Source organism: Amycolatopsis cynarae (assembly GCF_026802195.1).
GTDB lineage: Bacteria > Actinomycetota > Actinomycetes > Mycobacteriales > Pseudonocardiaceae > Amycolatopsis_E > Amycolatopsis_E rhizosphaerae.
Genome location: NZ_CP113836.1, coordinates 1,847,203 through 1,870,871 on the forward strand (window position 1 = coordinate 1,847,203; position 23,669 = coordinate 1,870,871).

A 23,669-nucleotide genomic window follows, 5' to 3' on the forward strand; every position below is an offset into this window, starting at 1 on the left:
AGCCGCTTACCCGGGCTGGCCCACGGTTGCCGCCGAAGCCCCGGTTGTCCTTTCCGGACGGTCGTCGCGGATGCCGAGGACGGCGGCGGCGCCGAGCAGGGGCCCGGCGGCGAGGAGGGCGAAGGCGGCGTAGAACGAGCCGGTGGCGTGGAAGACGGGCCCGACCGCGGCGGGGACGAGGACGCTGCCGAGTTGCCAGACGGCGTTGACGGCCCCTGCCGCGGAGCCCGCGAGGAGGCCGCCCGCGAGCTTCGGGATCATCGCGGCGGTGAGCGGGCTGTAGGCGTAGGCCGCGATCCCGAGCACGGGCGCGACGGCGAGGAAGGCGCCGTAGCTGCGCATCGCGCCGAAAACCAGCAGCGACGCGGTGAACAGCAGCAGGATCGCCATGATCGGCAGGCGCATGCCGAGGCCGAGGCGGTCGGTGACCCAGCCGACGAGCGGCTTCACGGCCACGGCGACCCCGGAGAAGATCACCACGACGAGGCCCGCGTCGACACCGGAGAGGTGACTGCCCTTCATCATGAGGGTGTTGGACCACGTGACGAACCCGTAGGTGCCCCACAGGCCGCCGAACCCGGCAAGACCGAGCAGCAGGAGATCCCTGTTGCGCAGCAGCGGCCGGAGGTCGGGCAGAGCGCGCGTGGCCTCGCCGCGGGCCGCTGTGCCGTTGCGCAGGAAGACGGTGCACAGCACGGCGAGCACGACGGTGACGCCGCCGAAGACGTGGTAGGAGGCGCCCCAGCCGGTGTGCTTGATCAGCGTCGGTACGACGGCGTTGGCGATGACGGTGCCGAGTGAGGTGGCCGTCATGAAGATCCCGCTCGCCAGCCCGATTTCCCGCTCCGGCAGCCAGGTGGTGATGAGCTTCATCCCGGCGGAGAACTCGACACCGGCGAACAGGCCGACCAGTCCCTGCACGGTGATGCCGACGGGGATCGACGTGGTCGAGCCGAACACGATCATCAGCGAGCCCGCGACCAGCAGGCTGAGGCCGAGCACGAGGCGGCTGCCGCCCCAGTCGGTGAGGAACCCGCCCGCCGCGTTGGAGAGGACGTAGCCGATGTAGTAGCAGGTGGCGAAGATGCCGAGCGCGGCGAGGGGGACGTGCCAGGAGTCGCTGACCGCGGCGGCGGCGGGTCCCCAGGTCGAGCGGTCGACCGAGGTCATGGTGAAGGCGGCCCAGCACAACACCAGTACGACCCACCGGTAGGGCGTAGGTTTGGCACTCATCGTCGAGGCTCCCATCGGACGAAGGCAGGTCAGATGATCGCGTCCTGGCGCAGGAGCCGGGTACGGATCGCGGCCACGTCGTGCCTGGTTCCGTCGGCGTACTGGGCGGCGGCGACACCGGCGGCGTGCCCGGTGGCGAAAGCGGTTCCCATCACGCGCACGGAGGCGTAGGCCTCGGGATCGGAACTCGTCAACCGCCCGACGCCCCATAAGTTTTCGGTGTCGGCCGAGCGGATCGCGTCGTAGGGTACGTCGTACCAGCCGCGGCCCGCGATGGGGACGTAGCGGGTCACGCCGGGACCGGCGTGGTCCTCGACGGGCCAGCCGCAGCGGGCGATCGAGGACTCCGGACGTTTGCGCGCGCCGAGCACGTCGGCGCCGGTGACGGTGTCCCGGCCGAGCAGGTGCCTGCCTTCCCGGATACCCAGCTGCGGGCCGGTCTCGATCAGGTGGGCCCTGGACCAGCCGGGAAGGTGCTTGCGCAGCGCGTCGAGATACCGCCAGGCCTGGCGGCGCGCACTGGCCTCGTCACGGCTGAAGGTGGCCGCGTCCAGAACGTCGGCCTGCTCGTCGACCAGCAGCGCGATGACCTCCCCGGTCAGCGGGAGGTGCACCGCGATCCCGTAGTCGCGCGCCAGTTCGATGCCGGTGTCGTGGCGGTAGGCGCCGATGGCCGCGCGCAGCCCCTCCCGGGACAGGTCGGCATTCTCGGCCACCCCGCCGAAGCGGCAGACGAGCGTGCTGGTCTGGCGGCGTTCGACCGGCTCCACCCGTACCCCGGCGCCCGCCGCGGCCAGCAGCGCCCCGTCGCCGCTGGCATCGACGAAGGCCGCGGCGGTGACGGTCTCGCGTCCGCCGCGATGGTGCAGTTCGATCTCGGCCGCCAGGTCGCCGTCCCGGCGCGCGCCGATGAGGGTGGTGTGCAGGCGGACGTCGGCACCCGCTTCCGCGGTGACCGTGTCGCAGGCGAGCTTGGTGGCCTCGGCGTCGAGCAGGACGATCCGGTTCCCCGTCCAGCCCATGACCTTTTCCTCGTACGCGCCGAGATCGCGCAGCTCCCGCAGCACCCGTTCACCGACCCCGGCCACGACGCGTTCGCCGCGCTGGTCGAAGAAGCCGCAATAGGTCAGTACCGAGCTGATGGTGGCCGCGCCGCCGAGAAACGGGTACTGCTCCACCAGCAGGACCCGCGCTCCGGACCACGCGGCGCCGACCGCCGCTCCGATGCCACCGGCGCCACCACCGACGACCACGACGTCGTACGAGTCGCTCATCGCCCGCCCTTCGTCCGCGTCCAGCCAGTACACGCCGTGCGGCGGGACGGCGCCAGTGGATTTCCCAATCGGCGCTCACGTTTCCCGTGAGGGGTCCCCTCACAGCAATCGCTCGACAGGGGAACGGCACTCGCGGGACCGGGGGCGTGCCCTCAAGGTGGCCTTGAGGGCGTTTGTGACCCTGAAGGCGACCTTCAGGGCATCCCGCCCCGGCCCCGGCGTGGGACTTGCCGGCGGACCCGAGCCGACCGGACCGTGAGGGGACCCCTCACGGCGATGTCCGAGCGTCCCGGCCGAATCGGCCCCCGCCTCCCGGGGTGACCAGTCCGGTTTCGTAGGCCATCACGATGGCCTGGGCCCGGTCTCGCAGATCCAGCTTCAGCAAGATCCGGCTGACGTGCGTCTTCACCGTCGTCTCGCTCACGTGGAGTTGTCCGGCGAGCTCGGCGTTACTGAGCCCCTTGGCGAGCAGACGCAGCACTTCGAGCTCGCGAGGACTGAGCACCGAAAGGTCGCGGTGCAGTGCCGGGCCCACCGCCTCTTCGCTCGGCGCGAAGCGCTCGATCAGGCGCCGGGTGATGCTCGGCGCGAGCAGTCCGTCGCCCGCCCGCACCGTCCTCACCCCGGCGACCAGTTGCTCGGGGGTGACGTCCTTGAGCAGGAAGCCGCTGGCACCCGAGCTGAGGGCGGCGTACACGTACCGGTCGAGATCGAAGGTGGTGAGAATGATGATGCGCGGCGGATCCGCGATCCCGGTCAGGATCCGCCGGGTGGCCTCGAGGCCGTCGACCTCCGGCATCCGGATGTCCATCAGCACCACGTCGGGCTTGGTATCGCGGACCAGTTCGACGGCCTCGGCCCCGTTGCCCGCCTCGCCGACGACGTCGATTCCGTCGGCGGTGAGAATCATGGCGAAGCCGGTTCGGAGCAGGGTCTGGTCGTCGGCGACCACCACCCGCAGCGCCTCGTTCACGCACCCTCCATGGGGAAGACGACGGACACCCGGTAGCCGCCGGTGGGAAGCTCGCCCGCCTCGAAAGTGCCGCCGTAGACGCCGGCCCGTTCCTGGATGCCGATCAGCCCGCGACCGTTGCCCGCCGGCGCGGTGGTGCCGCCGGTGTCGGTCACCGAAACCCGGAGCCGGCCGTCGTCGTACTGCAGTGCGACGGCCACCCGGGCGCCGATCGCGTGCTTCATCGCATTGGTCAGCGCTTCCTGCACCGTCCGGTAGACGGCCAGTTGCAACCCGGCGGAGAGCGGGACCGCGGTGCCGGTCACGGTCAGCTCCACCGGCATGCCGGTCTGCCGGACCCGCGCCACGAGTGTGTCCAGCTGGGCCAGACCGGGCGCAGGCGCCTCCTCGGCCAGGAATTCCGGGTCCTCACTGCTCATCGTCAGCAGGTCCATGGTGTGGCGCAGTTCCGTCATCGCGGCCCGTCCGCCGGATTCGACGGCCAGCAGGGCGTCGTGGGCCTTGTCGGGCGCGGTCTCCATCACCTTCCGGGCCGCACCGGCCTGCACCATCATCACGCTGATGCTGTGGGTGATCACGTCGTGCAGTTCCTGCGCGATCCGGGACCGCTCCTGCTCCACCGCCAGTTTCGTCGCCAGCGCCTTCTCCTCCTCGGCGGCCCGCATCCTGGCCTTCCAGACGGAAACGGTGTTGGCCGCCAGACCCACCGGGATCAGCACCAGAAGGATCAGCAGGCTCGGTTTGCGGTCGGGCACGCTCTCGGTGTGCGTGACCATCAGCCACACCACTCCGGCCAGCGCGCTGATCGTCGCGACCGGCTGCCGCGGACTGTGCACCGCCGCGCTGTAGGCCCCGATCATGCAGGCGGCGAAGGTGAACGTGGGGTCGAACCCCGGGCTCAGGTGGTACAGCGCGCTGGCGAGAAGGACGACGCCGAACGCCGTGAGCGGATACCGGCGGCGGGCGGCCAGCGGCAGCGTGGCCAGCAGCGCGAGGGCCACCTGCCAGGGCTGGGCGGGACCGTAGTGGTGGGTGACGATCCCGATCGGGGCATCGGGTGCCGACGGCACCCCGGACGGCAGGCCGAACGGCCCCATCGGCTGCGTCGGGGACTCGGTGACGTCGTCAGGCCTGTTCAGCGCACCGTTCAGCGTGCCGATGGCCAGGACCAGCGCGAGAACCGCATCGGCCGCCCAGGTCCAACGGGACGGGCCGGGTGGCGGGAACGGGCCCCGGCGCACCACGGCGAGGGTGGCGTTCCATCGGGTCCTGAGGTCTCCTGTGTGCACCGGAGCAGTCTGACAGCCCCTTGTCCCGCGCCACATCCTTCGTGACGGCGAGGTCGACTCGTCCGCGGGGCCTCCTCCGAAAGGATGACGCGGGAGCCGGTCGTCCGGCAGACGGAACGGGTTTTCGTTTTCGCGGCCGACGCGCCGCTGCCGCGCACCAACCTAGCGTTGACGGCGCAATTTCGTCCCCGTTCTCCTGGAGGCCCCGTGACCGCGCCGCTCATCCGGATCCGCGACGTGAGCAAGAAATACGACGTCGGCAGACCAGCATTGTCCACAATAGATCTCGAAGTCGGTACCGGTGAGGCGCTGGCCGTGCTCGGCCGCTCCGGCAGCGGCAAGTCGACCCTGCTCAACCTGATCGCCGGACTGGACAAGCCCAGCGAGGGCGCTGTCTTCGTGGACGGTTTGAGGATCGACGAGATGAGCGAGGCCGAGCTGGCGCGGTACCGGCGGGAACGGATCGGCATGGTCTTCCAGTTCTTCAACCTGCTGGACGACCTGACCGTCGAGGACAACGTGATGCTTCCCGCCCAACTGGCCGGAATGCCCGCCGGTACGGCCCGCGGGCGGGCCGCCGAGCTGCTGGAGTCGCTCGGTATCGCCCGGCATGCCAAGGCTTATCCCGGGCGGCTGTCCGGGGGTGAGCGTCAGCGGGTCGCGGTGGCACGAGCCCTGATGAACCGTCCGGCGCTGCTGCTGGCCGACGAGCCGACCGGCGCGCTCGACAGCGCCTCGGCGGCGGACGTGCGGGAGCTGCTGGTCGAGCTCAACCGGAACGGCCAGACCATCCTGCTGGTCACCCATGACGTCGCGCTCGCCCGGTCCTGCACGACCAGGACGATCGAACTGCTCGACGGCAGGATCTTCCGGGACGAGCGGGTGGCGGTCCAGTGAGCGCACTCGGCAAGGTGGTGCGCGCCGGGACCGCGCGGCGCCGCTGGCAGACCGTGGTGATGGTCCTGACCACGATGATGGCGGTCACCGCCTCGATACTGGCCGCCGGGCTACTGGTGGCCTCGCAGGCTCCCTTCGACACGGCCTTCGCCCAGCAGCGCGGTGCTCACCTGACCGCGCGGTTCGACGCGGGCAAGGTCACCGCGACCCAGCTCGCGGCGACCGCAAGGGTGGCCGGGGTGACGGCCAGCGCCGGTCCGTTCCCCGTCCTGTCCCTGCGGCCGTCCCCGGCCGAGAGCGCCGACGGACTGCCCCCAGGCCTGCAGCTGGAGCGCATGACCTTCGTCGGTCGCGCCGATGACGGCGGTCCGGTCGACGACCTGGTGATCACCTCGGGCCGCTGGGCCACCGAACCGGGCGAGGTCGTGGTGAGCTCCACCGACTCGCCCTTCGAGGTCGGCGACAGGATGACCTTCCCGGACCTGCCGGGCAAACCGGCGCTCACCGTGGTCGGGCAGGCCCGGTCGATGTCCGACAGCTCCTCTGCCTGGGTGACGCCGGCGCAGCTGGCAGCATTGTCCACATCGGATACCAACCCCGCCTACCAGATGCTCTACCGTTTCCGTACCGCGGACACGGATGCCGAGCTGGCCGCGGACCGGGCCGCGGTCTCCGCGGCGGTGCCGCCGGGCTCGATGACCGAGGCCGCCTCCTATCTGAAGCTCAGGGCGGCCGCCGAGAAGACCGCCGCGACCTTCGTCCCGTTCGTAGCCGCCTTCGGTGTGCTGGGACTGTGCATGTCGATCCTGATCATCGGGATCGTGGTCAGCGGCGCGGTCACCGCGGCCACGCGCCGGATCGGCATCCTGAAGGCGCTGGGCTTCACCCCGGCGCAGGTGGCGCGCGCCTACGTCGGCCAGGCGCTGATCCCGGCCTCGATCGGCACCGCACTGGGCGTCGTGTCGGGAAACCTGCTGGCGATCCCGGTCATGGCCGATGCGGGCGATGCGTTCGGCGACGGGACGCCGACTCTGGCTCCGTGGCTCGACCTCGCGGTCCCCGCGCTCGCGCTCGGCGCGGTGGTGGCCACGGCCCTGCCGTCGGCGCTGCGCGCCGGCAGGCTGCGCACCGTGGAGGCGATCGCCGTGGGCCGCACACCGCGGGCCGGACGCGGCCGCACCGTCAACCGCCTGCTCGGGCGCCTGCCGCTGCCCCGGGCGCTGAGCCTCGGTCTGGCCGGCCCGTTCAAGCGGCCGTCGCGATCGGCGACGGTGGTCGCGGCCGTGGTCCTCGGGACGGTCGGGGTCACCTTCGGCGTCGGCCTGGCCGTTTCGCTGAGCGCGATCCAGGATGATCTCAACCGCAGGTCGCCCGGCGCGGCCGTGGTCCAGCTCTTCGGCCCACCGGCGCCGCCCGCCGTCGGGATGGGCGTGACCGGGCAGCCGACCCGGCAGGCCGACCCCACCGAGATCGCCGCCCTGATCAAGGCCCAGCCGGGTACCCGGCGGTTCTTCAGCACCGGCCAGACCCGTGTCGGCGTGGCCGGGCTGGCCGGGGAGACCGAGGTGATCGCCTACCAGGGCGACTCCTCCTGGGCCTCGTACCGGATGCTCAGCGGGACCTGGTTCCGCGGGCCGGGGGAGGCGGTCGCCCCGACCGGCTTCCTGCGCAGCACCGGCACGCGGGTCGGGGACACCATCACCCTGACCAACCAGGGCCGCAGCGTGACGGTGCGACTGGTCGGCGAGATCTTCTCGACGCACGAGGCCGTGCTGACGGACATCGCTTCACTGGACGGCCTCGACGAAGAAATCCTGCCGGTGTCCGTCCAGTTCGACATCGACCTCCGGCCGGGCGTGAGCCAGGCGAGCTACCTGGACTCCCTCGACCGGGCACTGCAGCCGTACGACATCACCGCTCAGCCCAACACCGGCCACGTGGGCTCCAATTTCCTCGCCATGGAAAGCCTGGTGGCCCTGCTCACCCTGATGCTGGTGGCCGTGGCCGGGCTCGGGGTGCTGAACACGGTCGTTCTCGACACCCGTGAACGCGTCCACGACTTCGGGGTGTTCAAGGCACTGGGGATGTCGCCGCGGCAAACCGTCGCCATGGTCGTCACGTCGGTGGCCGGCATCGGCCTGGTTTCCGGCGTGATCGGGGCTCCGATCGGCATCCTGCTGCACGGTGCGGTGGTGTCGGCCATGGGCTCCGCCGCGGGCAGCGGCATCCCGGCGGCGGACATCGCCATCTACTCCCTGCCGCTGGTCGTCGCACTGGTCCTCGGCGGACTGATCATCGCGACGGCGGGTGCGCTTCTCCCGGCAGGCTGGGCGGCCCGAAAGCCCCCGGCGGTGGCCCTGCGCAGCGAGTAGGCGCACTCGCCCGGCCGAGCGGCGCACCCCCGCGGCCCGCGATGCCCGTCGCGCCGGGGGTGCGGTGCCGGCCTGGCAACATCGAGGTGTGGGGGCCGGGGAGATTGAGCCGGGTATCGCCGTTTGCGAGGGCTACGCGGTCTATCGGGGGCCATCGACCGGCACCGCCTTGGGACCGTGGAAACGCGTAAGGGCGAAGCGCCGGTCGCCGGGGTGCACGTTTCATCGGCCATGGGCCCAGTCTCGACCGCCCGCCCCGGTGTGGTGTCGAAAAAATCGCTCGCCGGACCACCCGTGCCCTGCGATCATCAAAAACCCTGTCGAGGTGGGAAGAGCGCTACCGCGGCAGAAGCTGAGTTGCACTGCCCATCCCGCCGGATTTCCACCCGGCGCGTCGGCAGGGAAACACCATTACCCGGACAATCGCGAGGCGGATGCTGATGAGCCAATCTTTCGACGTCGGTGAGCGGACCTTGTGGAATCCGTCCAACGGCCCCGGCCGCTTGTTCGTGGACGTGGCCAAGGCGCTGGAGCCGCTGGCCGAACTGCCGTCGGGGATCGGGGTCGGCCGGTGGGGGCCGGGCGATCCCGACTGCCATGGGATCGATCTTGTTGCCTTCACGGCGTTCACCGACGCGTTGGTCCGGCGCTACCGGGAGTCGAACCACCTGATTCTGCGGTCGCTGCTGGAGGGGTTCGTCGCTACGGCGATCGTTCTGGTCGAGCGAGGTGGCGGCACGGTTCCCGCCCTGAGCGAGCAGCCGGGTACCCCCACTCGGGATGTTCAAATCGGGCCCGGCGGGCTCGCGGCGCAGGCCGGCCCGGACCGGCTGGCCGAACTGGCCGCCGAGCACTCGGCCGCGATGGCCTGGTGACCTGCCGGGCGCTACCTCACTCGCGTGACTCCGAGCAGCGTCTCCCCGTTCTTCCGGATGCCGGGGAACACGATCGCCACGTAGTCGCCGATGCGTACGCCCCGGGGTACAGCGTCCCCGGTCGCGTCGGAGAAGGCCTTCACCTGCTCGGGGTTCAACGCGGACACTTTGGTTACCTGGTCCTTCCCGGTGATGGTGTACAGCGCCGGACCGGACATTCCGGCCGCCATGAGCACCACCCCCGAGTCGTCGGCTCCCAGCAGCACCACCGAGCTGGCTCCGGCCACCTCGGCGTTCCACTTCTGCCAGGGGCTCGGCGGGCCGAACGCGACCACTCCGTCGTCGCCGCTGCTCCCTTTCCGAAGCAGGTAAAAGGAGTCCTTGCCCAGCACGAGATTCGACGGCAGGGTGCTGCCGCCGGCGGGGGGATCCAAGATGCCGGTGTCGGTGAACGTCAGATCCACCGGATTGCCGATTGCGGTCTCACGGCCGTTCTGGCTCGCCAGCACGGAAACGTGGTAATGCTGATCCCGATAACTTCTGCATGCTGCGAGCAGATAATTGTCGTTGCCGGTCAGCACGAATCGCGCGTCGTTGAGCGTCCAGTCGGGGGTGCTGTCGCGGCAACCGGTCAGCAGGTCGGAAACGAGCAGCGTCTGGGGGTTCCGGATGAGCATCACCTCGGGGTCGAGCGTGGGACTGATCCCAGTGCACAGGGCGAGCGCATAGATCCTGCCCTGGTACACCTGCGCCTGCCCGCCGAGCTTGCACGCCTTGCTGTCGCCAGGCTGCGGGCCGCCGCCGAAGTCGGTGGACCACTGCGGCCGTCCCGTCTTGGCGTCCACGGCGATCAGGTCCGTGGTCACCGGCTCATGGGTGTTCACCCCGGCGTAGGGCGCGACCACCACACCACCACCGATCGACAACGACTGGCTGCCGCCCTGCCGCGGCCATCGGGTGGCTCCCGCACCGACCAGACTGACCGGTTGTGCCCAGCCGAGTTTGCCCGTGGCCACCGACATGACCTGGAGATGGTCGCAGTGGTCGACGCTGTCCTTGCCGAAAACTCCGTAGGTGAACGCCCCGACCCCATCGGAGGTCGTGTTGCTCATCCCGCACAGCAACGGGGACCCGTCGGCTTCCGGCGGTTTCCACGTCCAGACCGCCGCACCGGTCGCGATGTCGTAGGCGGTCATCTCGTGGTCGGTGCCCAGCACCACCGTCGTCGGCGTGCTCCACATGCCGACGAATTCACCCGTCTTGTTCCCGTCCGTGGTCACCGCCCAAAGGAAGCCACCCTTCCCGTTCGGTACTGCCCTCGGCGGGAACCGCGGCTGTGCGGAGTTGTCCGGCCAGAACACCACGGCCGCGACGACGGCGAGCACCACGCACAGCACGGCTGGAATGCCATACCACATCGCGCGACGACGACCACGAGCCTTCGGTGGCCCGATCGGCTGGGGCGGGATCGGTTGGGGTGCAACAGGAGGAGCCCAGCTGGACCAGTCGGCCGGGCCGGTGCCGGGCTGCCCGGCTTGCCCGTAGCCGACGGGCGCCCACGCGGTCCGGGGTCCGCCAGGCTTAGGCGGCGTTCCGGCGAGCCCGGCGAGCTGCGCGTGCTGTGCGTCGATCATCTGGTGCACCGCGGGCGGCCACGGTCGAGCGGTGGGGGCCGGGGCGCCGACTGCCTCCAGGACCTGGGCCGGGCCGGGCCGGCCGGCGGGGTTCTTGGCCAGGCACGCTTCGACGATCGGGCGCAGTCGCGCGGGCAGCGCGCCGAGGTCGGGCTCACCCTGCACGATGTTGTACAACGTCCGCACCGTCGAGGAACCGGCGAATGGGCTGTTCCCCGTACACGCCGCCGCCAGTACGCAGCCCAACGAGAACACGTCGCTGGAGGGATCCGGTTCTCCGTCCTCGACCTGCTCGGGCGAGGCGAACCCGGCCGAGCCGGCCGGCCGGCCGGCCGGCTCCCCGTCCGTCCTCCGTTCCCGCGGCCGCGCCGAGCCCGAAATCGATCAGCCGCGGCCCGTCGGCGGTCAACAGCACCTTCGACGGGTTCAGGCGCCCGTGCACCACCCCCGGCCTGGTGAAGGTCGGCCAGCGCCGTGGCCAGCCCCGCGGCCAAACGCAGCACTGCCTCTTCGGGCAACGGACCCGTCGTGTCCAGGGTCTCCCGCAGCGAAGGGCCGGGCACGAACGCGGACGCCAGCCACGGTACCTCCGCGGCGGGGTCCGCGTCGGCGACCGCGGCGAGGTATGCCCCGGACACCTGGCGGGACGCGGCCACCTCACGGGCGAACCGTGCTCGGAAGTCTTCTTCGGCCGCGAGCCGGGGGTGGATCTGCTTGACCGCGACCAGCCGTCCGTCCAGCCCCGAGGCCAGCCAAACCCGACCCGTCCCGCCTTCGCCCAGCCCCGCCAGCACCCGGTACGGCCCCACCAGCCGCGGATCCGACGCCCCCAGTGGACTCACCATGAACCCAGCCCTCCACCACGATCACCGACCACACGTCCGGCCGCCATCCAACTACGTACCGATGAAACCCCGATGACACGCACACGGCGCCCCGCTGTCGCCGAACCGGCGTCAGGCCTTGTGGACCCTGATCCGGGCGCGGTGGGAGTCGAGGGTTTCGGTCGCCCAGCCGTCGGGCAGTTCGATGTTGTGGTCCGGGCCGACGATGGTGTTGTCGAGCGAAATGGCCGGTTGCGGTGCCGTGAAGCGCAGATCGACGTCGCTTCCGAACTCGGCCTGGTGAAGGTCCAATGAGGTTGCGAAAACAGCGTCGCGCAGGCTGAAATCACCGGTGCAGACCATTCCTTTGAAGGCCGTCTCGCCGTCGAAGCGGGCGCGGTCGAACCACGCGGAAAAGCCGAAATGGACCCCGCTGAACCAGGCGCGGGAGCGGAAGTGCGCTCCCTGGCAGCGAAACCGGCCGCTCAACCGGCCTTCCCCGGTGGTCGCCCTGGTGAACCAGACCGGGCCGGTGAACTCGGTCCCGCTGAGGTTCGAGCTGCTGTAGAGCCGTGCGTAGCGCAGGACCAGGGTGCCGACCTTGCGCCCGGTCAGTTCGAAGTACTCCAGCACGGCGCCGGTCAGGTCGAGGTCGTAGGCCGGAGCGGCGGCACCGGCCGGTGGCAGGAGATCCACGATGAGGCGCTGCGCGGTGAGCCGGACCTGGAGTTCGCGTTCGGCCACCGGATCGGGCTCGTCGGGCTCGTCGTCCTCGCCGTGGTAGCGGGGATGGTCGAACGGGCGGCGCAGGTAGGCGCAGAGCACGTCGAGCACGGTCTGCGTGTAGCCGGAGCTGGCGCGCGCGACCCCGGCGAGCGCGTGCAGCGCCCCGACCCGGACCTGATCGGCGTCGCTGCCCAGCAGTTCGACGGACTTGCCGAACCGTTCGTCGGTGACGCGTTCCCGGTCGCGTTCGGCGCGCAGCAGTTCCAGTTCGTACCGTTCGCGCTCGACCCGCTGCCGGTTCTCCTCGACCTGCCGTCGCCGGTCGTTGAGCCAGAGGGCATAGAGCGCGACCACCGCACCCGCGGCCAGGCCACCGGTGCGCAGCGCGTCGGCGCGGGTGGTCGCCGGATCGGTCAGCAGCCAGCCGCTGACGGCGACCAGCAGGACCGTCGCGAGAACGAAGGTGCCGAGTAGCGGCGACTTCCAGCGTGGGCGCTCCGTCATGATCACGGAGCCTAAGGCTTCGTCACAGCAGAAAGGGCGCCGGTCCGGCACCCGTGTGCCGAATGTAGCGCTAGTCCGACCGCCTGAACTTCGGCGACCGGTCAACGGAACCGGTCCGAAGATCGTTAACCTCTGACTCGCTGTCCATTGCCGGTCCAGGGAGGGCCCGTGACCATCGCCCACGAAGCGCCAGACATTCTTTCCCCGGAATTCGCGGAAAACCCCTATGCCGCGTACCGGATCATGCGGGAGCACGCACCGCTGCTCTGGCACGAACCGATGCAGAAATTCATCATCTCCCGCTACGACGACGTCGTGCGGGCGTGCAAGGACCCGGCCTTCACCACCGACAACTACGTGTGGCAGCTCGAACCCGCCCACGGCGGGCGGACCATCGTCCAGATGAGCGGGCGCGAGCACTCCGTCCGCCGGGCACTGGTGGCGCCGGCCTTCCGCGGCACCGAGTTGCAGCAGAAGTTCCTGCCGGTGATCGAGCGCAACGCCCGTGACCTGATCGACCGCTTCCGCGACGCGGGGCGCGCGGACCTGGTCTGGGACTTCGCGCGGCATTTCCCGATCAACGTCATCGTCGACATGCTGGGCCTGGACAAGAGCGACCACGTGCGGTTCCAGCGCTGGTACACCGCGGTCATCGAGTTCCTCGGCAACCTCAGCCAGGACCCCGAGGTCAACGAGGCCGGAGTGCGGGCGGGCGAGGAGATGGCCGCGTACATGATTCCGATCATCCAGCGGCGGCGCCGCGAACCCGGTGACGACCTGCTGTCCACGCTGTGCGCGGCCGAGGTCGAGGGCACGCAGATGAGCGATCAGGACATCAAGGCGTTCGTCAGCCTGCTGCTCGCGGCGGGCGGTGAGACCACGGACAAGGCGGTGGCGAGCCTGTTCAAGAACCTGCTGGCGCACCCGGACCAACTGGCCGCGGTGCGGGAGGACCGGACCCTCATCGACCGGGCCTTCGCGGAAACCCTCCGCTACAGCCCGCCGGTGCACATGGTCATGCGGGAGCTGGCCGAGGACGTCGAACTCAGTGGGGGCGTGGTGCCCGCGGGCAGCACGGTGATCTGCCTGCTCGCCGCGGCCAACCGGGATCCGGACCACTTCGCCGACCCGGATTCGTTCGACATCTTCCGCGACGACCTGCCCACCGGCACCGCGTTTTCCGCCGCGGCGGAGCACCTGTCGTTCTCGCTCGGCCGCCACTTCTGCGTGGGCGCGCTGCTCGCCAGGACCGAGGTCGAGGTGGGCACCAACCTGCTGCTGGACGCGATGCCCGACCTCGAACTCGACGAGGGCGCGAACCCGGTGGAACAGGGCGTCTTCACCCGGGGACCGGCGTCGCTGCCGGTCCGGTTCAGCGCGGCACGTACGTCGGGCTGAACCGGACCGGAAGGCTGGTCAGGCCGCGCATCCACACCGAGGGCTGCCAGACCAGTACTTCCGCCGGTACCGCCAGCCTCAGGTCCGGGAGCCGGTCGAGGAGCACTTCGACCGCCGTCTTGGCGATCACCTCGGCCAGCTCCGGGGCCGGCCACGGGCAGCCGTACTCACCGTGCCCGAAGGACATTTGGGCGTGGTTGCCGATGACACCGCCGTCGGGGTGCACGTGGGGATCGGCGTTCGCCGCGGCCAGCCCCAGCAGGAGCAGGTCACCGGTGCGGATCAGCCGCCCGCCCAGCTGGGTGTCCCGCGTGGCGAAACGCCCGATGTAGTTCTGCGTCGGGGTGTCCTGCCACAGCACCTCGTTGAGTGCCTGGCCGACGCTCGCCCGGCCGCCGGCGAGGTTGGCGGCGAACCGGTCGTCGGTCAGCATCAGCCGGATGGTGTTGCCGATCCAGTAGGCGGTCGGCTGGTGCGCGGCCGAGATGACCACCGCCAGATCCAGCACGATCTGCTCGTCGGTGAGGTTCGCCGGATGCGACAGCAGGTGGGACGGGACGTCCGGGCCCGGGTTCCGCCGCTTCTCCTCCAGCAGCCGCCCCATCGCGGCGGCGACCCGCTGGTGGGCGTTGGCGGAATCGGAATCGGCGTTGACCGCGAGCGTGATGTCCCGCACCAGGTCCGGCGTCTCGGACTCCGGCAGGCCGTACATGTCGGCCGCGGCCAGCAGGGGGATCGTCGAGGCGAACTGGGACATCAGGTCCGCGTGGCCGGTTCCCGCGAAGTCGTCGATCAGCCGGTCGGCGAAGTTCTCGCACTGCGCCCGCAGCGCGAACTGGTCGATCTCGTTCAGTGCGTCGCTGATCGCTCCGGCCCGCCGCCGGTGCTCGTTCTCCTCGGTGAACATCACCGAGTCGTTGTGGGCGACGAAACCGATTCCCGGCCAGTCGTCGGGGACCATGTGCCAGGCGTTCCAGCGGCGGGTGTCCCTGGCGAACAGTTGCGAGTCCGTGGTGACCTGGTGGACCTCCCGGTACCCGCAGACGAACCACGCGGGGACGTCGCCCTCGAGCAGGACCGGCGCGACCGGCCCGTACTGGTCCCTGATCTCGGCGTAAAGCGCCTTGGGGTCCTTCTGATATCGCGGTCCGTAAAGCCGCACCGGGTCCTGGTGCGAGTGCGCTGCATCCGTCATGAGGCGTTCTCCCGAGCGGCGGACAGGTCGTAAAGGTGGTTGACGAGTGCGATCAGGACTTGCTTGGCTGATTCCCGGTCCCTGGCGTCGCAGTCGATGAGCGGGATGTCGGGGGACAGGTCCAGCGCGTCGCGAAGTTCGTCGCGGCTGTGGTCGGGGCCCGGGAACTTGTTGCGCGCCACCACGAACGGTGTCCCGTGGTGTTCCAGGCGGTCGATCGCGTACCAGGAGTCGGCCACGCGGCGGGTGTCCACCAGCACCACGGCCCCCAGCGCACCGGCGAACAGCTGGTCCCACAGGAACCAGAACCGTTCCTGGCCGGGCGCGCCGAACAGGTACAGCACGAGTTCGGGGGTCAGGGTGATGCGCCCGAAGTCGAACGCGACCGTGGTGGTGGACTTGCCGGGCGCGCCGGCGTTGCTGTCGATACCGATGCCGGCCTGCGTCATCGTCTCTTCGGTGGACAGCGGCCGGATCTCGCTGACCGAGGAGACCAGCGTGGTCTTGCCGACCCCGAACCCGCCGACGACCACGATCTTCACCGCGTCGGCCGCGGTGCGGGGCAGCGGGGTGCGCGGCCGCTCAGATGTTTTGGAGTCCAACCAGCACCTTCTTCAGGAATGCCACATCGGGCAGTTGTAACTGGGCACGGCCGGTCGAGGGGTGCCGCACGGTCACCAGGTCATCGCGGAGCAGGTCCGACACCAGGATCCGCACGACGCTCACCGGCAGCCGCAGTTCGGCGGAGATCTCCACGACCGAGGTCGGGGCGCTGCAGAGGCGCAGGATCTTGACGTATTCGGACTGCATCCCCGGTGTGGCCTCGGCCTTGGCCACCACCAGTGTCACCAGATCCAGTTGCCGGTCGTCGACCCGGCTGCGTCCCCGGGTGATCGTGTAGAGCCGGTCCGGGTCTTCGTCGTCGAGCAGGTGAGGAGCCATGTCAGCCTTGATCGCGAGGGGCGGCGACGAGGAACTCGCCGATCTGCTCGACCAGCTCGTCCATCCGGTGCCCGATCAGACCGACATCGGAGTCGTCGGTGGCCAGCACCGCGAGGTGCGCCCCGTCTCCGGCCTCGACGATGAAGAGCAGGCCACCGTGGAATTCGGTCATGGACTGGCGGACCCCGCCGGTGCCGTCGCCGAACTCGACGGACGCGCTGTGGGAAAGCGCCTGCACGCCCGCGGCGATCGCGGCGAGCTGGTCGGCCCTGTCCACGGTCAGCCCACCGGTGTGGCAGAGCTTCAGGCCGTCACGCGACAACACCAGTGCGTGCTGGGCCCCCGGGGTGTCCTGCACCAGGTTCTCCAGCAACCATTCGAGACTCGGGTTGGTGGTGCTCATCAGGATTCGTCTCCTGTGTTGGTGTCCGGTGTGGTGGGCTTGGGCCGGTTCGCGTGCCGGAAGGCGCCGAACCGGGCTCCGGCGTCGGTGCGCGGCTTCGCCGGTGCGGGCTTGGGGCTGCCGGGCGACTTGGCGGAGGCGAGCGTCTGCCCGCGCCGCCGTTTCGGCAGTCGCTGCTCCTCCTCGTCGACGGCGGTCGCGGTTTCGGCCTGCGCGGCACCGAAGGCAGTGGCGGTTGCGGCGGGGGTGGTGGCGACCGGCACGGTGGTCTGCCTGGCCACCGCCGGCACCGATTCCCCCCGGTCCTGCGCCAGCAACTGGCTGGGCACCCGGACCACCACACCGGTTCCGCCGCGCGACGACGGCCGGAAGAAGACCTCCAGCCGGTGCTTGCGGGCCAGTGAGCCGACGACGGCCAGCCCGAGCCGGGTGCCGGACAGCTTCGCCAGGTCCAGCGGTTCCGAGGAGGACACCGCGTCCTTGGCCCGTTCCAGTGCCTGCGGTTTCATGCCGAGACCGGCGTCCTCGATCGTCACCACCAGGCCGTTGTGCAGTTCCTCGACGTAGACGTGCACCTCTTCCGACGGTGCGGAGAACTTGGTGGCGTTGTCCATGAGTTCGGCGAGGGTGTGCATGATGTCTTCGGCGGCGTACCCGGCGATCGCCGCGCCGCTGGCCGAATGGACCCGCACCCGCTGGTAAGCGCCGATCCGGCCCATGGCCCCGCGGAGGATGCTCTCCATCACGATCGGTTTCGTCCAGCGCCGGCCTGAGCGGGCACCGGCGAGCACGGCGATACTGTCGGCCAGCCGGCCGACCTGTGCGGTGCTGTGGTCGAGGGCGAGCAGGTCGCCGAGAACCTCCTCGGAGTGCCGTTCCTCCATCTCCCGCAGGTCGGCGAGCATGCTGGTGGCCATGGCCTGGACCCGCCCGGCGGCGTTCGCGCAGGCCACCATCGCCGCGGCCCGCTGGCGCTCACCGAGACCGATCTCGACCACCAGCGTGCGCAGGATGCCGCGGTGGATTTCCCTGGTGGGCTGGGGGAGTGCGGCGAGCACCGCGTTCGCCGGGGTGCCCTGGCGGAGCTTCGACACCGCCAAGGGCAGGGTTTCGTCGACTAGCTGGGTGAGTTCCGCTTCCATCGCGGAGACGCTGTCGACCATGCTGCGGGTCCGCCGCGCCTGGTAGACGGCGAGGGCAGCGCCCACGCACAGCGCTACGGCGAGCACCGCGGCGACGGCGGGCATGACGGCGGGCGTCCCGAAGACGGCCCAGGACCACAAACCGCCGGCCACGACGAACACGCCCAGGGAGGCGAGTAGCGCCTGGCTCAGCGGGGAGCGTTGCGCCCAGGGGCGAACGTCTTCTCGTGCTGACATTGATCAAGTCCTCAGGTCGGGGTGACGCACGAAGATACTCGATCATCGGGGGGCCACGTCAACCAGAGGGATTAATCCTTGCCCGATCGTTTCCGCTGCTCAGGACGACTGTCCAGTAGGGTGCATGTGGACTCTTCACGGACCGGGCGGCGATCAGGGAGCACACTCGCGAGGTGGCCGCCGAGCGGCCGGGACTGCTGCCCTCGCCGCCCGGCGGCACCCCGGCGGCAAACCGGGTGGAACTACTCAGGCGGCCAAAACGCGGAATCGATAGCGTGCCCGGTATGGTCCTTTTACCCAGGGGTGTGGCCGTCGTTTGTGCGGCCTTGCTGCTGACCTCTTGCAGTGCGGTCGCCGCCGGCTACGCGGAGACCGACCGGCAGTCCGTGACCTTGGCCGATGCGATCAGTTATCCGCGGCAGGCCGACGCCGCCGGGTTCGCCCGCGCTGCGCTGGCGACCCCACTGGGCAGGTCCGGCGACTTCAGTGTGCTGGAGGCCAAGGACCTGGACCACAAGGATTCGCGGGCGATGGCGCGCCTGGTCTGGCGGATCCATCACGCCGCATCCGAAGGCGGCTGGACCAGGGTCGAGGCGTTCGACGCCTGCTACAGCGTCGAATTCACGGACGACGAGGTCTCTTACGGGCCGGTTCGGATCACCTGCCCGGACAACGCCGTCGCGATCACGCCACCGCCTTTGCCGAGGCGGGGCATTCCGCCGGAATTCGACCCAGCCCTGAATGCCACCCTCACCAAACTGCCCGGGACGCCCACCGAGGCGGATGTGCGGGCCGCACTGGCCACGGGCCTGCCGACTCCGCCGGTCGACCCGGGAACCCACCTTGCCGGCATTTCGCCGGAGATCTTCGTGCAGGTCAGGGGTTCTGACGTCGGCGTGGCGCTGTTCGCCCGTATCGGCGTCGAGGACAAGGAATGCATGATGGGACGCCGTGCCGGCGGGGTCGTCACAGTGTGGTCGCTCAACTGGCGTGATCTGGGGCCGAGGGAGAAACCCTGCAGTCCCCAGGCCGCACTGGCCGGTCCATAGCGTGCCCTTCAACCGCGAACCACGGATGGGCGTGGCGTACCTGGCACGTTCTTCGGTTGTGTGTCAAGGATGGCGTGCCCGGGCCAGCAGTTCCGGAACGGTGCCGTCATGGGTGGGTATCAGGTCCAGCAACGCCGTCCAGAAACCGGACGGGGCCGATCGGGCGGTTTCGCACACCGGTGCGATGTAGTGGTCGAGCCAGGGATCGGCCGGGTTTCGTTCGGGGAAAGTAGTGATGCGCACGTAGTTGATCAGATCGCGGGCAGGGCGGACCGTGGCGGTCAGCTCGGCGTCGGTCAGGCTTCTCATGGCGCGGATCCGGGAGATCAGTTGGCCTGCGGGCCGGTGGGCCAGCACGGCCAGCACGGCCAGCACGGCCAGCACGGCCAGCGCGGCCAGCACGGCCAGCACGGCCAGCGCGGTTGCCCGGTTCCGCGGTGCGAAGGTCGAAAGCGGTTCCTCGGACAGCGCGCCGACCAGCGTGGCCGGGAAGTCGGCATGGCCCGCCAGCGCACACTGAACGGCCTCCGGCAGCGGCTCGGTGTGGTGCGCCTCGACCAGTCCGGTCCAGGGGAGGGTGGTCTGCGTGGCGAGCACGGCTTCGGCCTGGACCGGGGTGGTGCATCGGCGCAGTTCGGCGACCAGGCCGACGACCGGGCCACGGTGCGGGTAGCCAGCGCGGTCGCACGCAGGTCGGCGGGCAGCAGTTCGACGGTCCACCAGACCAGCCACCGCGCCCACGCCCCTGGGGAGTCCTCGGCCACAGCCGGCCACTATTCCAGCCGCCTGCCGAGCGCGGTGACCAGCTTCCGCTCCACCCCTGACATCGGCGTGGCGGGGTGATCCGGTTCAGAACTGCCGTGTCATCGGAATCTCATTTCGCTGCGATACTGTTCGGCCGTGTCCCAGGAACAGGTTGAGCGGGTGATCGGTGGGCGTTACCGCCTCATCGAACGGTTGGGGTCGGGTGGGTTCGGCCGGGTGTGGCTGGCGCGAGACGAGACCCTCGGGGTCGAGGTGGCGATCAAGGAGGTGTCGCTGCCGCCGTCCATGTCGGAGGAGGAACAGGCCGGGCGTCTGGCCCGGGCCGTGCGGGAAGCGGGCAACGCCGCCCGGCTCCGCGACCACCCGGGCATCGTGGCCGTCCACGACGTCGTGGTCGAGGACGGGATTCCCTGGATGGTCATGCAACTGGTGCGGGGGCAGTCGCTGGCGGAATACGTCGAGGCGCACGGGCCGTTGCCCGCCGAGCAGGCGGCCGTTCTGGCCCGGAGCCTGCTGCAGGCGCTGGCTGCCGTCCACGAGGCCGGGATGGTGCACCGGGACATCAAGCCGGCCAACGTGCTGCTGGCCGAAGACGGGCGTTTCCTGCTCACCGACTTCGGGATCGCCAAGCACCACGCCGACACCGCACTGACCGCCACCGACAGCGTGATCGGCTCCGTCGAGTATCTCGCTCCCGAGCGGGCACAGGGGCAGGACGGCCTGCCCGCGAGCGACCTCTTCTCGCTGGGCGTCACGCTGTACCAGGTCGTGGAGGGGGTGTCGCCGTTCCGTCGCGAGACCACCGCGGAATCGCTGAGTGCGGTGCTGTTCGGCGAAGCCGCACCCCCGCAGCGCGCGGGCCGGCTCGCGCTGCTGATCATGGGGCTGCTCGCGAAGGATCCCGAGAAGCGCATGACGACCGGCCAGGCGCTGACCCTGCTCGACCTGCCGGAGCCTGCCACCGGGCAGACCGTCGCGATGACCGCGGTCCAGCACAACCTCGCGCCGCAGGGTTTCGTGCCCGGCATGGGGGTGGGGCCGTTCGGTCCTCGTCCCTGGCAGCCGAGCAGCGGCACGGCGGTATCCGCGGGTGTCCTCGGCCTGTGCTGTGCCTGTCTGGCGCTGTTTGGCGTTTACCCGGATTTCGCCATCCTGCTCACCGGGCACGCCAACTACCCGCTGCTGCTGGTTCTGCACCTCATGCCCTGCCTGGCGGAGGCGGTGCTGCTCGGAATCGGTGCTGCATTGCTGCTGGCGGGCAGGTCGGCGGGGCGAGTGCTCCTGTCGGTCGGCGGTGGGCTGGTGATCGCGCAGGTGCTCATCACCGTCGTCACCATCCTCCAGATGTTCAACGGTTACCATATTTGGCGTATGGAAGGCGCTTTCGCCTACCTCGTGGTCGGGCCCCTCTCGGCGGTCCTGGCGATCGCCGTCCTCATTCTTGCGCTGGTACCGTCCACTGCTCAATGGTGCACCCGGCAGAGCCAGTTGAAGGGCCTTCTGCTCTCCTGAACCCGGTGGGCCGTGCCGGCCTGGCCCGCAACGACGGGCCAGGCCGGCACTCCGACGGTGACACCTAATACCTGGTGATTTTCCCGTCGTGGATCATCTGCAGTTTCCTGGTTCCGCCGAGGTCGACGTAGGGGCACCCTGGCAAGCCCTCCCGCAGCGTGGCTCCGGAATCGTCCGGCGCGATCCACAACAGTTTTCCCGAATCGAGCCACGGCCCGAGATCGAAATCGTAGTCACCGGTGTGCTGCTGACGTCCGGCCCATCCCTTCCAGCATCCGTTGTCGTAGTACACCTCGTATCGCCTTGTGCCCCAAAGGTTTTCCAGATCCACCCCGAGATGGCGCCGCGTGCCGAAATAGGTGACGGCCCAGCCGGTGTGCGGGCCGATCGGCAGTTGCGCGACGACTGCTCGCACTTGCGGGTGTGCCAGGAGGCGCGGAACGACATAGGGGGCATCGGGACCCGGCATGCAGAAGAAGGGCGCCGATGCCACCGGTTCGGCGAGCCGGACCGCACCGCCCATGGCCAGCCAGGTCGGCAGGACCCGCCCCCGGAGCCGGCGGGCCGGATTGTCGTAATCCCAATACCAGCCGTCCAGATCGACGGAGTCGATCGGCCACGGCACCGCGGATCCGGTGAACGGGCAGCGCGCCACCACCGACTCGGGCAGCAGTTCCTCGTACCGATCGTGCAGATCGAATACCCGGTAGATGGCGGCTTTTCCCCCGGCGGTGAAACCCACCTCCGCGTAGTGGGCTTTCAACCGGTTCCCCTCGGCGAGCAGAGCGCGCCGCTCCGTCGCAAAAACGTGCTCTCGATCCGCCATCGATCCGCTTTCTCCCCGGGTACGCCACGGCTCCAGCCCGGCGAACCGTAGCACCCGCAGCGGCACGTTGCCCTCGTTGACTTTGGTGTGCTCCACGTGCTTGAGGTGAGTCGGTGCGGCTCGCTGCCGCGAAGGGCCAACGGCTGCGGCGCCCGGCGGATGCGCTGGACGCCGCAACCACGCACGTCAGGCTGTCGTGATGGTCGCCCGGCCGAGGTGCCGGGCGAAGAACCGGGCCGCGCTGTCGGCCTCGAACCTGGGCAGTTCCTTGTGCTTGCCCGAGTTCACGTGCAACGACTTCTCCTTCGAGGCGAAGGCGTCGAACAGCGCGAGACCCTCCTCACGTGAGATGTGCTCGTCGTCCCACTGGAGGTCGAACTCGATCGGTATGGTGATCTGCTTCGCCTTTTCGGCCAGGACGTCGGGCCAGTGCTGGCCGAAGACGGCGGCGGTGATCCTCGGCTCGGTCGCCACGAACGGCACGCCGACCGCGGTGCCCATGTTGATGCCCCAGAACCCGACCGGCCCGTCGGTGCCGATCGCCGGAAGTCCCTGGAGAGCGTCCAGAGTCGCCCGGTACTCGGGCACGGCGAGGTTCGCCAGGTGGTCGTTGTAGCGCACGACGATCGGGCCTTCCGGCTCGCCCGCCGCCCTCGCCCGGAACAGCTCGGCGATTTCCGCCTCGTCGTGCGCCGTGCGGGGCCGGTCGCCGTGACCGGGCGCGTCGACGACGGCGACGTGGAAGCCGCACCCGGTCACGAGGAGCCGCGCGCGGCCGGACATCGCCGGATGCTTCTTGTGGTTGCCGCCGCCGTGGGCCATCAGGACCAGGGGCGCCCGGCCGGCCGCGGGGGAGTCCGGCGACCACAGCACGCCAGGGATGTCGCCCACGGTGAAGTCGCGTTCGAGCATGCCGTCCGACGACGACTCGGCGGTGAACTGAAGAGAATACATGGTGTTGCCTTTCGGGAGTGTCCTTCATCGAGGCGCTCCCGGCGACACCTACGTCAATCGCCCGCCGTGAGGGGAAGGAGGAGCACCCACCTCGATACAGCCTTCATGGGTCCCACCTCCTCGGGCGTTTTCACGGTCGGCTGAAAGGTACCAGTCCGATGATCATCCTTCAATCCCGGGACCTGTGATCAGGCCCCGCGCAGGGCGGGAAGGATCGCCTCGCCGATGCGACAGGACTCTTCCAGTAGCGGGTTTCCGGAGAGGATGAACGTGCCCACGCCCAGATCCCGGAACTCCGCGAGGCGTTCGAGCGCCTGTTCGGTGCTCCCGACGATCGCGGTGCCGGGGCCGGGGCGGAACAGGCTCATCCCCGGCGGTCCACAGTGGACGCGCTGACCGACGCCAGGCTGCCCTGGTTCCTCGCCTGCGCCTGCGCCGACGCGCTCGAAGTCCTGCTGCTGCCAACCGATCAGCGGCGCATCCGCGGTACGGGCTGACCGGGGCCGTCGCGGTGGGGAGCGCCAGTGTCCGAACGATCGCTTTGACCCGCCGAGCGGTGCGCCACGCGGACGCGCATAGGACGGAGCGCCAATACAGCGGCTCCACCCGGCCGGGTAGGTTGGAAAGCCCCGGTCGGAGTGCCTG

At 69.9% G+C, this 23,669-nt stretch carries 21 protein-coding genes; 6 read left to right on the top strand and 15 right to left on the bottom strand.

Going from position 1 to position 23,669, the window contains the following annotated elements; translation table 11 throughout:
• Positions 1 to 6: 6 nt before the first annotated feature.
• The 4 genes from ORV05_RS08935 to ORV05_RS08950 form a co-directional block, all read right to left on the bottom strand.
• Positions 7 to 1,233, bottom strand: coding sequence for an MFS transporter (locus ORV05_RS08935; RefSeq protein WP_268757974.1), 1,227 nt, complete (start codon positions 1,231 to 1,233; stop codon positions 7 to 9).
• Between the two features lie 29 nt (positions 1,234 to 1,262).
• The gene (locus tag ORV05_RS08940) at positions 1,263 to 2,507 is read right to left on the bottom strand and encodes an FAD-dependent oxidoreductase (protein WP_268757975.1); all 1,245 of its coding nucleotides are present in this window, start codon (positions 2,505 to 2,507) and stop codon (positions 1,263 to 1,265) included.
• Between the two features lie 268 nt (positions 2,508 to 2,775).
• Positions 2,776 to 3,417, bottom strand: a complete 642-nt coding sequence (locus ORV05_RS08945; RefSeq protein ID WP_268759739.1) for a response regulator — start codon at positions 3,415 to 3,417, stop codon at positions 2,776 to 2,778.
• Between the two features lie 59 nt (positions 3,418 to 3,476).
• Complete coding sequence (locus ORV05_RS08950; RefSeq protein WP_268757976.1) at positions 3,477 to 4,769, bottom strand: sensor histidine kinase; 1,293 nt, start codon at positions 4,767 to 4,769, stop codon at positions 3,477 to 3,479.
• 207 nt (positions 4,770 to 4,976) lie between these two features.
• Between ORV05_RS08950 and ORV05_RS08955 the strand changes: the two genes are divergently transcribed.
• From ORV05_RS08955 to ORV05_RS08965, 3 genes are all read left to right on the top strand, one after another.
• Entirely contained in the window at positions 4,977 to 5,666 is a 690-nt protein-coding gene (locus ORV05_RS08955; RefSeq protein ID WP_268757977.1) for an ABC transporter ATP-binding protein, read from the top strand.
• Positions 5,663 to 8,038 (top strand): ABC transporter permease, encoded by a 2,376-nt coding sequence (locus ORV05_RS08960; RefSeq protein ID WP_268757978.1) that lies wholly within the window; start codon positions 5,663 to 5,665, stop codon positions 8,036 to 8,038. The genes ORV05_RS08955 and ORV05_RS08960 overlap by 4 nt, the downstream gene beginning before the upstream one ends.
• A 440-nt stretch (positions 8,039 to 8,478) precedes the next feature.
• Positions 8,479 to 8,913 carry a DUF6086 family protein gene (locus ORV05_RS08965; protein WP_268757979.1) on the top strand — a complete coding sequence of 145 codons (435 nt, stop codon included), beginning with the start codon at positions 8,479 to 8,481 and terminating at the stop codon, positions 8,911 to 8,913.
• 11 nt (positions 8,914 to 8,924) lie between these two features.
• Here the strand turns inward: ORV05_RS08965 and ORV05_RS08970 are convergent, their stop codons facing one another.
• Both ORV05_RS08970 and ORV05_RS08975 read right to left on the bottom strand, forming a co-directional pair.
• Positions 8,925 to 10,928, bottom strand: a complete 2,004-nt coding sequence (locus tag ORV05_RS08970) for a protein kinase domain-containing protein (RefSeq protein ID WP_268759740.1) — start codon at positions 10,926 to 10,928, stop codon at positions 8,925 to 8,927.
• Between the two features lie 575 nt (positions 10,929 to 11,503).
• Positions 11,504 to 12,601 carry a hypothetical protein gene (locus ORV05_RS08975; RefSeq protein WP_268757980.1) on the bottom strand — a complete coding sequence of 366 codons (1,098 nt, stop codon included), beginning with the start codon at positions 12,599 to 12,601 and terminating at the stop codon, positions 11,504 to 11,506.
• A gap of 168 nt (positions 12,602 to 12,769) precedes the next feature.
• Here ORV05_RS08975 and ORV05_RS08980 point away from each other — a divergent pair, with 168 nt between their 5' ends.
• Positions 12,770 to 13,999, top strand: coding sequence for a cytochrome P450 (locus tag ORV05_RS08980; protein WP_268757981.1), 1,230 nt, complete (start codon positions 12,770 to 12,772; stop codon positions 13,997 to 13,999).
• Here ORV05_RS08980 and ORV05_RS08985 read toward each other — a convergent pair.
• From ORV05_RS08985 to ORV05_RS09005, 5 genes are read right to left on the bottom strand one after another with little or no spacing between them, the layout of a single operon-like run.
• Positions 13,974 to 15,194: a cytochrome P450 gene (locus tag ORV05_RS08985; protein ID WP_268757982.1), complete on the bottom strand. Its 1,221-nt coding sequence runs from the start codon at positions 15,192 to 15,194 to the stop codon at positions 13,974 to 13,976. The two genes, ORV05_RS08980 and ORV05_RS08985, sit on opposite strands and share 26 nt — an antisense overlap.
• On the bottom strand, positions 15,191 to 15,796 hold the full coding sequence (locus ORV05_RS08990) for a GTP-binding protein (protein ID WP_268757983.1): 606 nt from the start codon (positions 15,794 to 15,796) through the stop codon (positions 15,191 to 15,193). Before ORV05_RS08990 ends, ORV05_RS08985 begins: the two co-directional genes overlap by 4 nt.
• A complete protein-coding gene (locus ORV05_RS08995; protein ID WP_268757984.1) occupies positions 15,777 to 16,136 on the bottom strand; it encodes a DUF742 domain-containing protein in 360 nt (119 codons plus the stop codon). The genes ORV05_RS08990 and ORV05_RS08995 overlap by 20 nt, the downstream gene beginning before the upstream one ends.
• A gap of 1 nt (position 16,137) precedes the next feature.
• Positions 16,138 to 16,539: a roadblock/LC7 domain-containing protein gene (locus ORV05_RS09000; RefSeq protein WP_268757985.1), complete on the bottom strand. Its 402-nt coding sequence runs from the start codon at positions 16,537 to 16,539 to the stop codon at positions 16,138 to 16,140.
• Positions 16,539 to 17,918 carry a sensor histidine kinase gene (locus tag ORV05_RS09005; RefSeq protein ID WP_268757986.1) on the bottom strand — a complete coding sequence of 460 codons (1,380 nt, stop codon included), beginning with the start codon at positions 17,916 to 17,918 and terminating at the stop codon, positions 16,539 to 16,541. The genes ORV05_RS09000 and ORV05_RS09005 overlap by 1 nt, the downstream gene beginning before the upstream one ends.
• Before the next feature lie 173 nt (positions 17,919 to 18,091).
• Here ORV05_RS09005 and ORV05_RS09010 point away from each other — a divergent pair, with 173 nt between their 5' ends.
• Positions 18,092 to 18,967, top strand: coding sequence for a hypothetical protein (locus ORV05_RS09010; protein WP_268757987.1), 876 nt, complete (start codon positions 18,092 to 18,094; stop codon positions 18,965 to 18,967).
• 63 nt (positions 18,968 to 19,030) lie between these two features.
• On the opposite strand, the gene ORV05_RS09015 is transcribed toward ORV05_RS09010, so the two are convergent.
• Entirely contained in the window at positions 19,031 to 19,708 is a 678-nt protein-coding gene (locus ORV05_RS09015) for a hypothetical protein (RefSeq protein ID WP_268757988.1), read from the bottom strand.
• Between the two features lie 159 nt (positions 19,709 to 19,867).
• Here ORV05_RS09015 and ORV05_RS09020 point away from each other — a divergent pair, with 159 nt between their 5' ends.
• Positions 19,868 to 21,244 carry a serine/threonine-protein kinase gene (locus ORV05_RS09020; RefSeq protein WP_268757989.1) on the top strand — a complete coding sequence of 459 codons (1,377 nt, stop codon included), beginning with the start codon at positions 19,868 to 19,870 and terminating at the stop codon, positions 21,242 to 21,244.
• Between the two features lie 64 nt (positions 21,245 to 21,308).
• On the opposite strand, the gene ORV05_RS09025 is transcribed toward ORV05_RS09020, so the two are convergent.
• From ORV05_RS09025 to ORV05_RS09035, 3 genes are all read right to left on the bottom strand, one after another.
• Entirely contained in the window at positions 21,309 to 22,136 is an 828-nt protein-coding gene (locus ORV05_RS09025; RefSeq protein ID WP_268757990.1) for a hypothetical protein, read from the bottom strand.
• A gap of 120 nt (positions 22,137 to 22,256) precedes the next feature.
• On the bottom strand, positions 22,257 to 23,024 hold the full coding sequence (locus ORV05_RS09030; protein ID WP_268757991.1) for an alpha/beta hydrolase family protein: 768 nt from the start codon (positions 23,022 to 23,024) through the stop codon (positions 22,257 to 22,259).
• A gap of 188 nt (positions 23,025 to 23,212) precedes the next feature.
• The gene (locus ORV05_RS09035; RefSeq protein ID WP_268757992.1) at positions 23,213 to 23,392 is read right to left on the bottom strand and encodes a hypothetical protein; all 180 of its coding nucleotides are present in this window, start codon (positions 23,390 to 23,392) and stop codon (positions 23,213 to 23,215) included.
• Positions 23,393 to 23,669 lie beyond the last annotated feature (277 nt).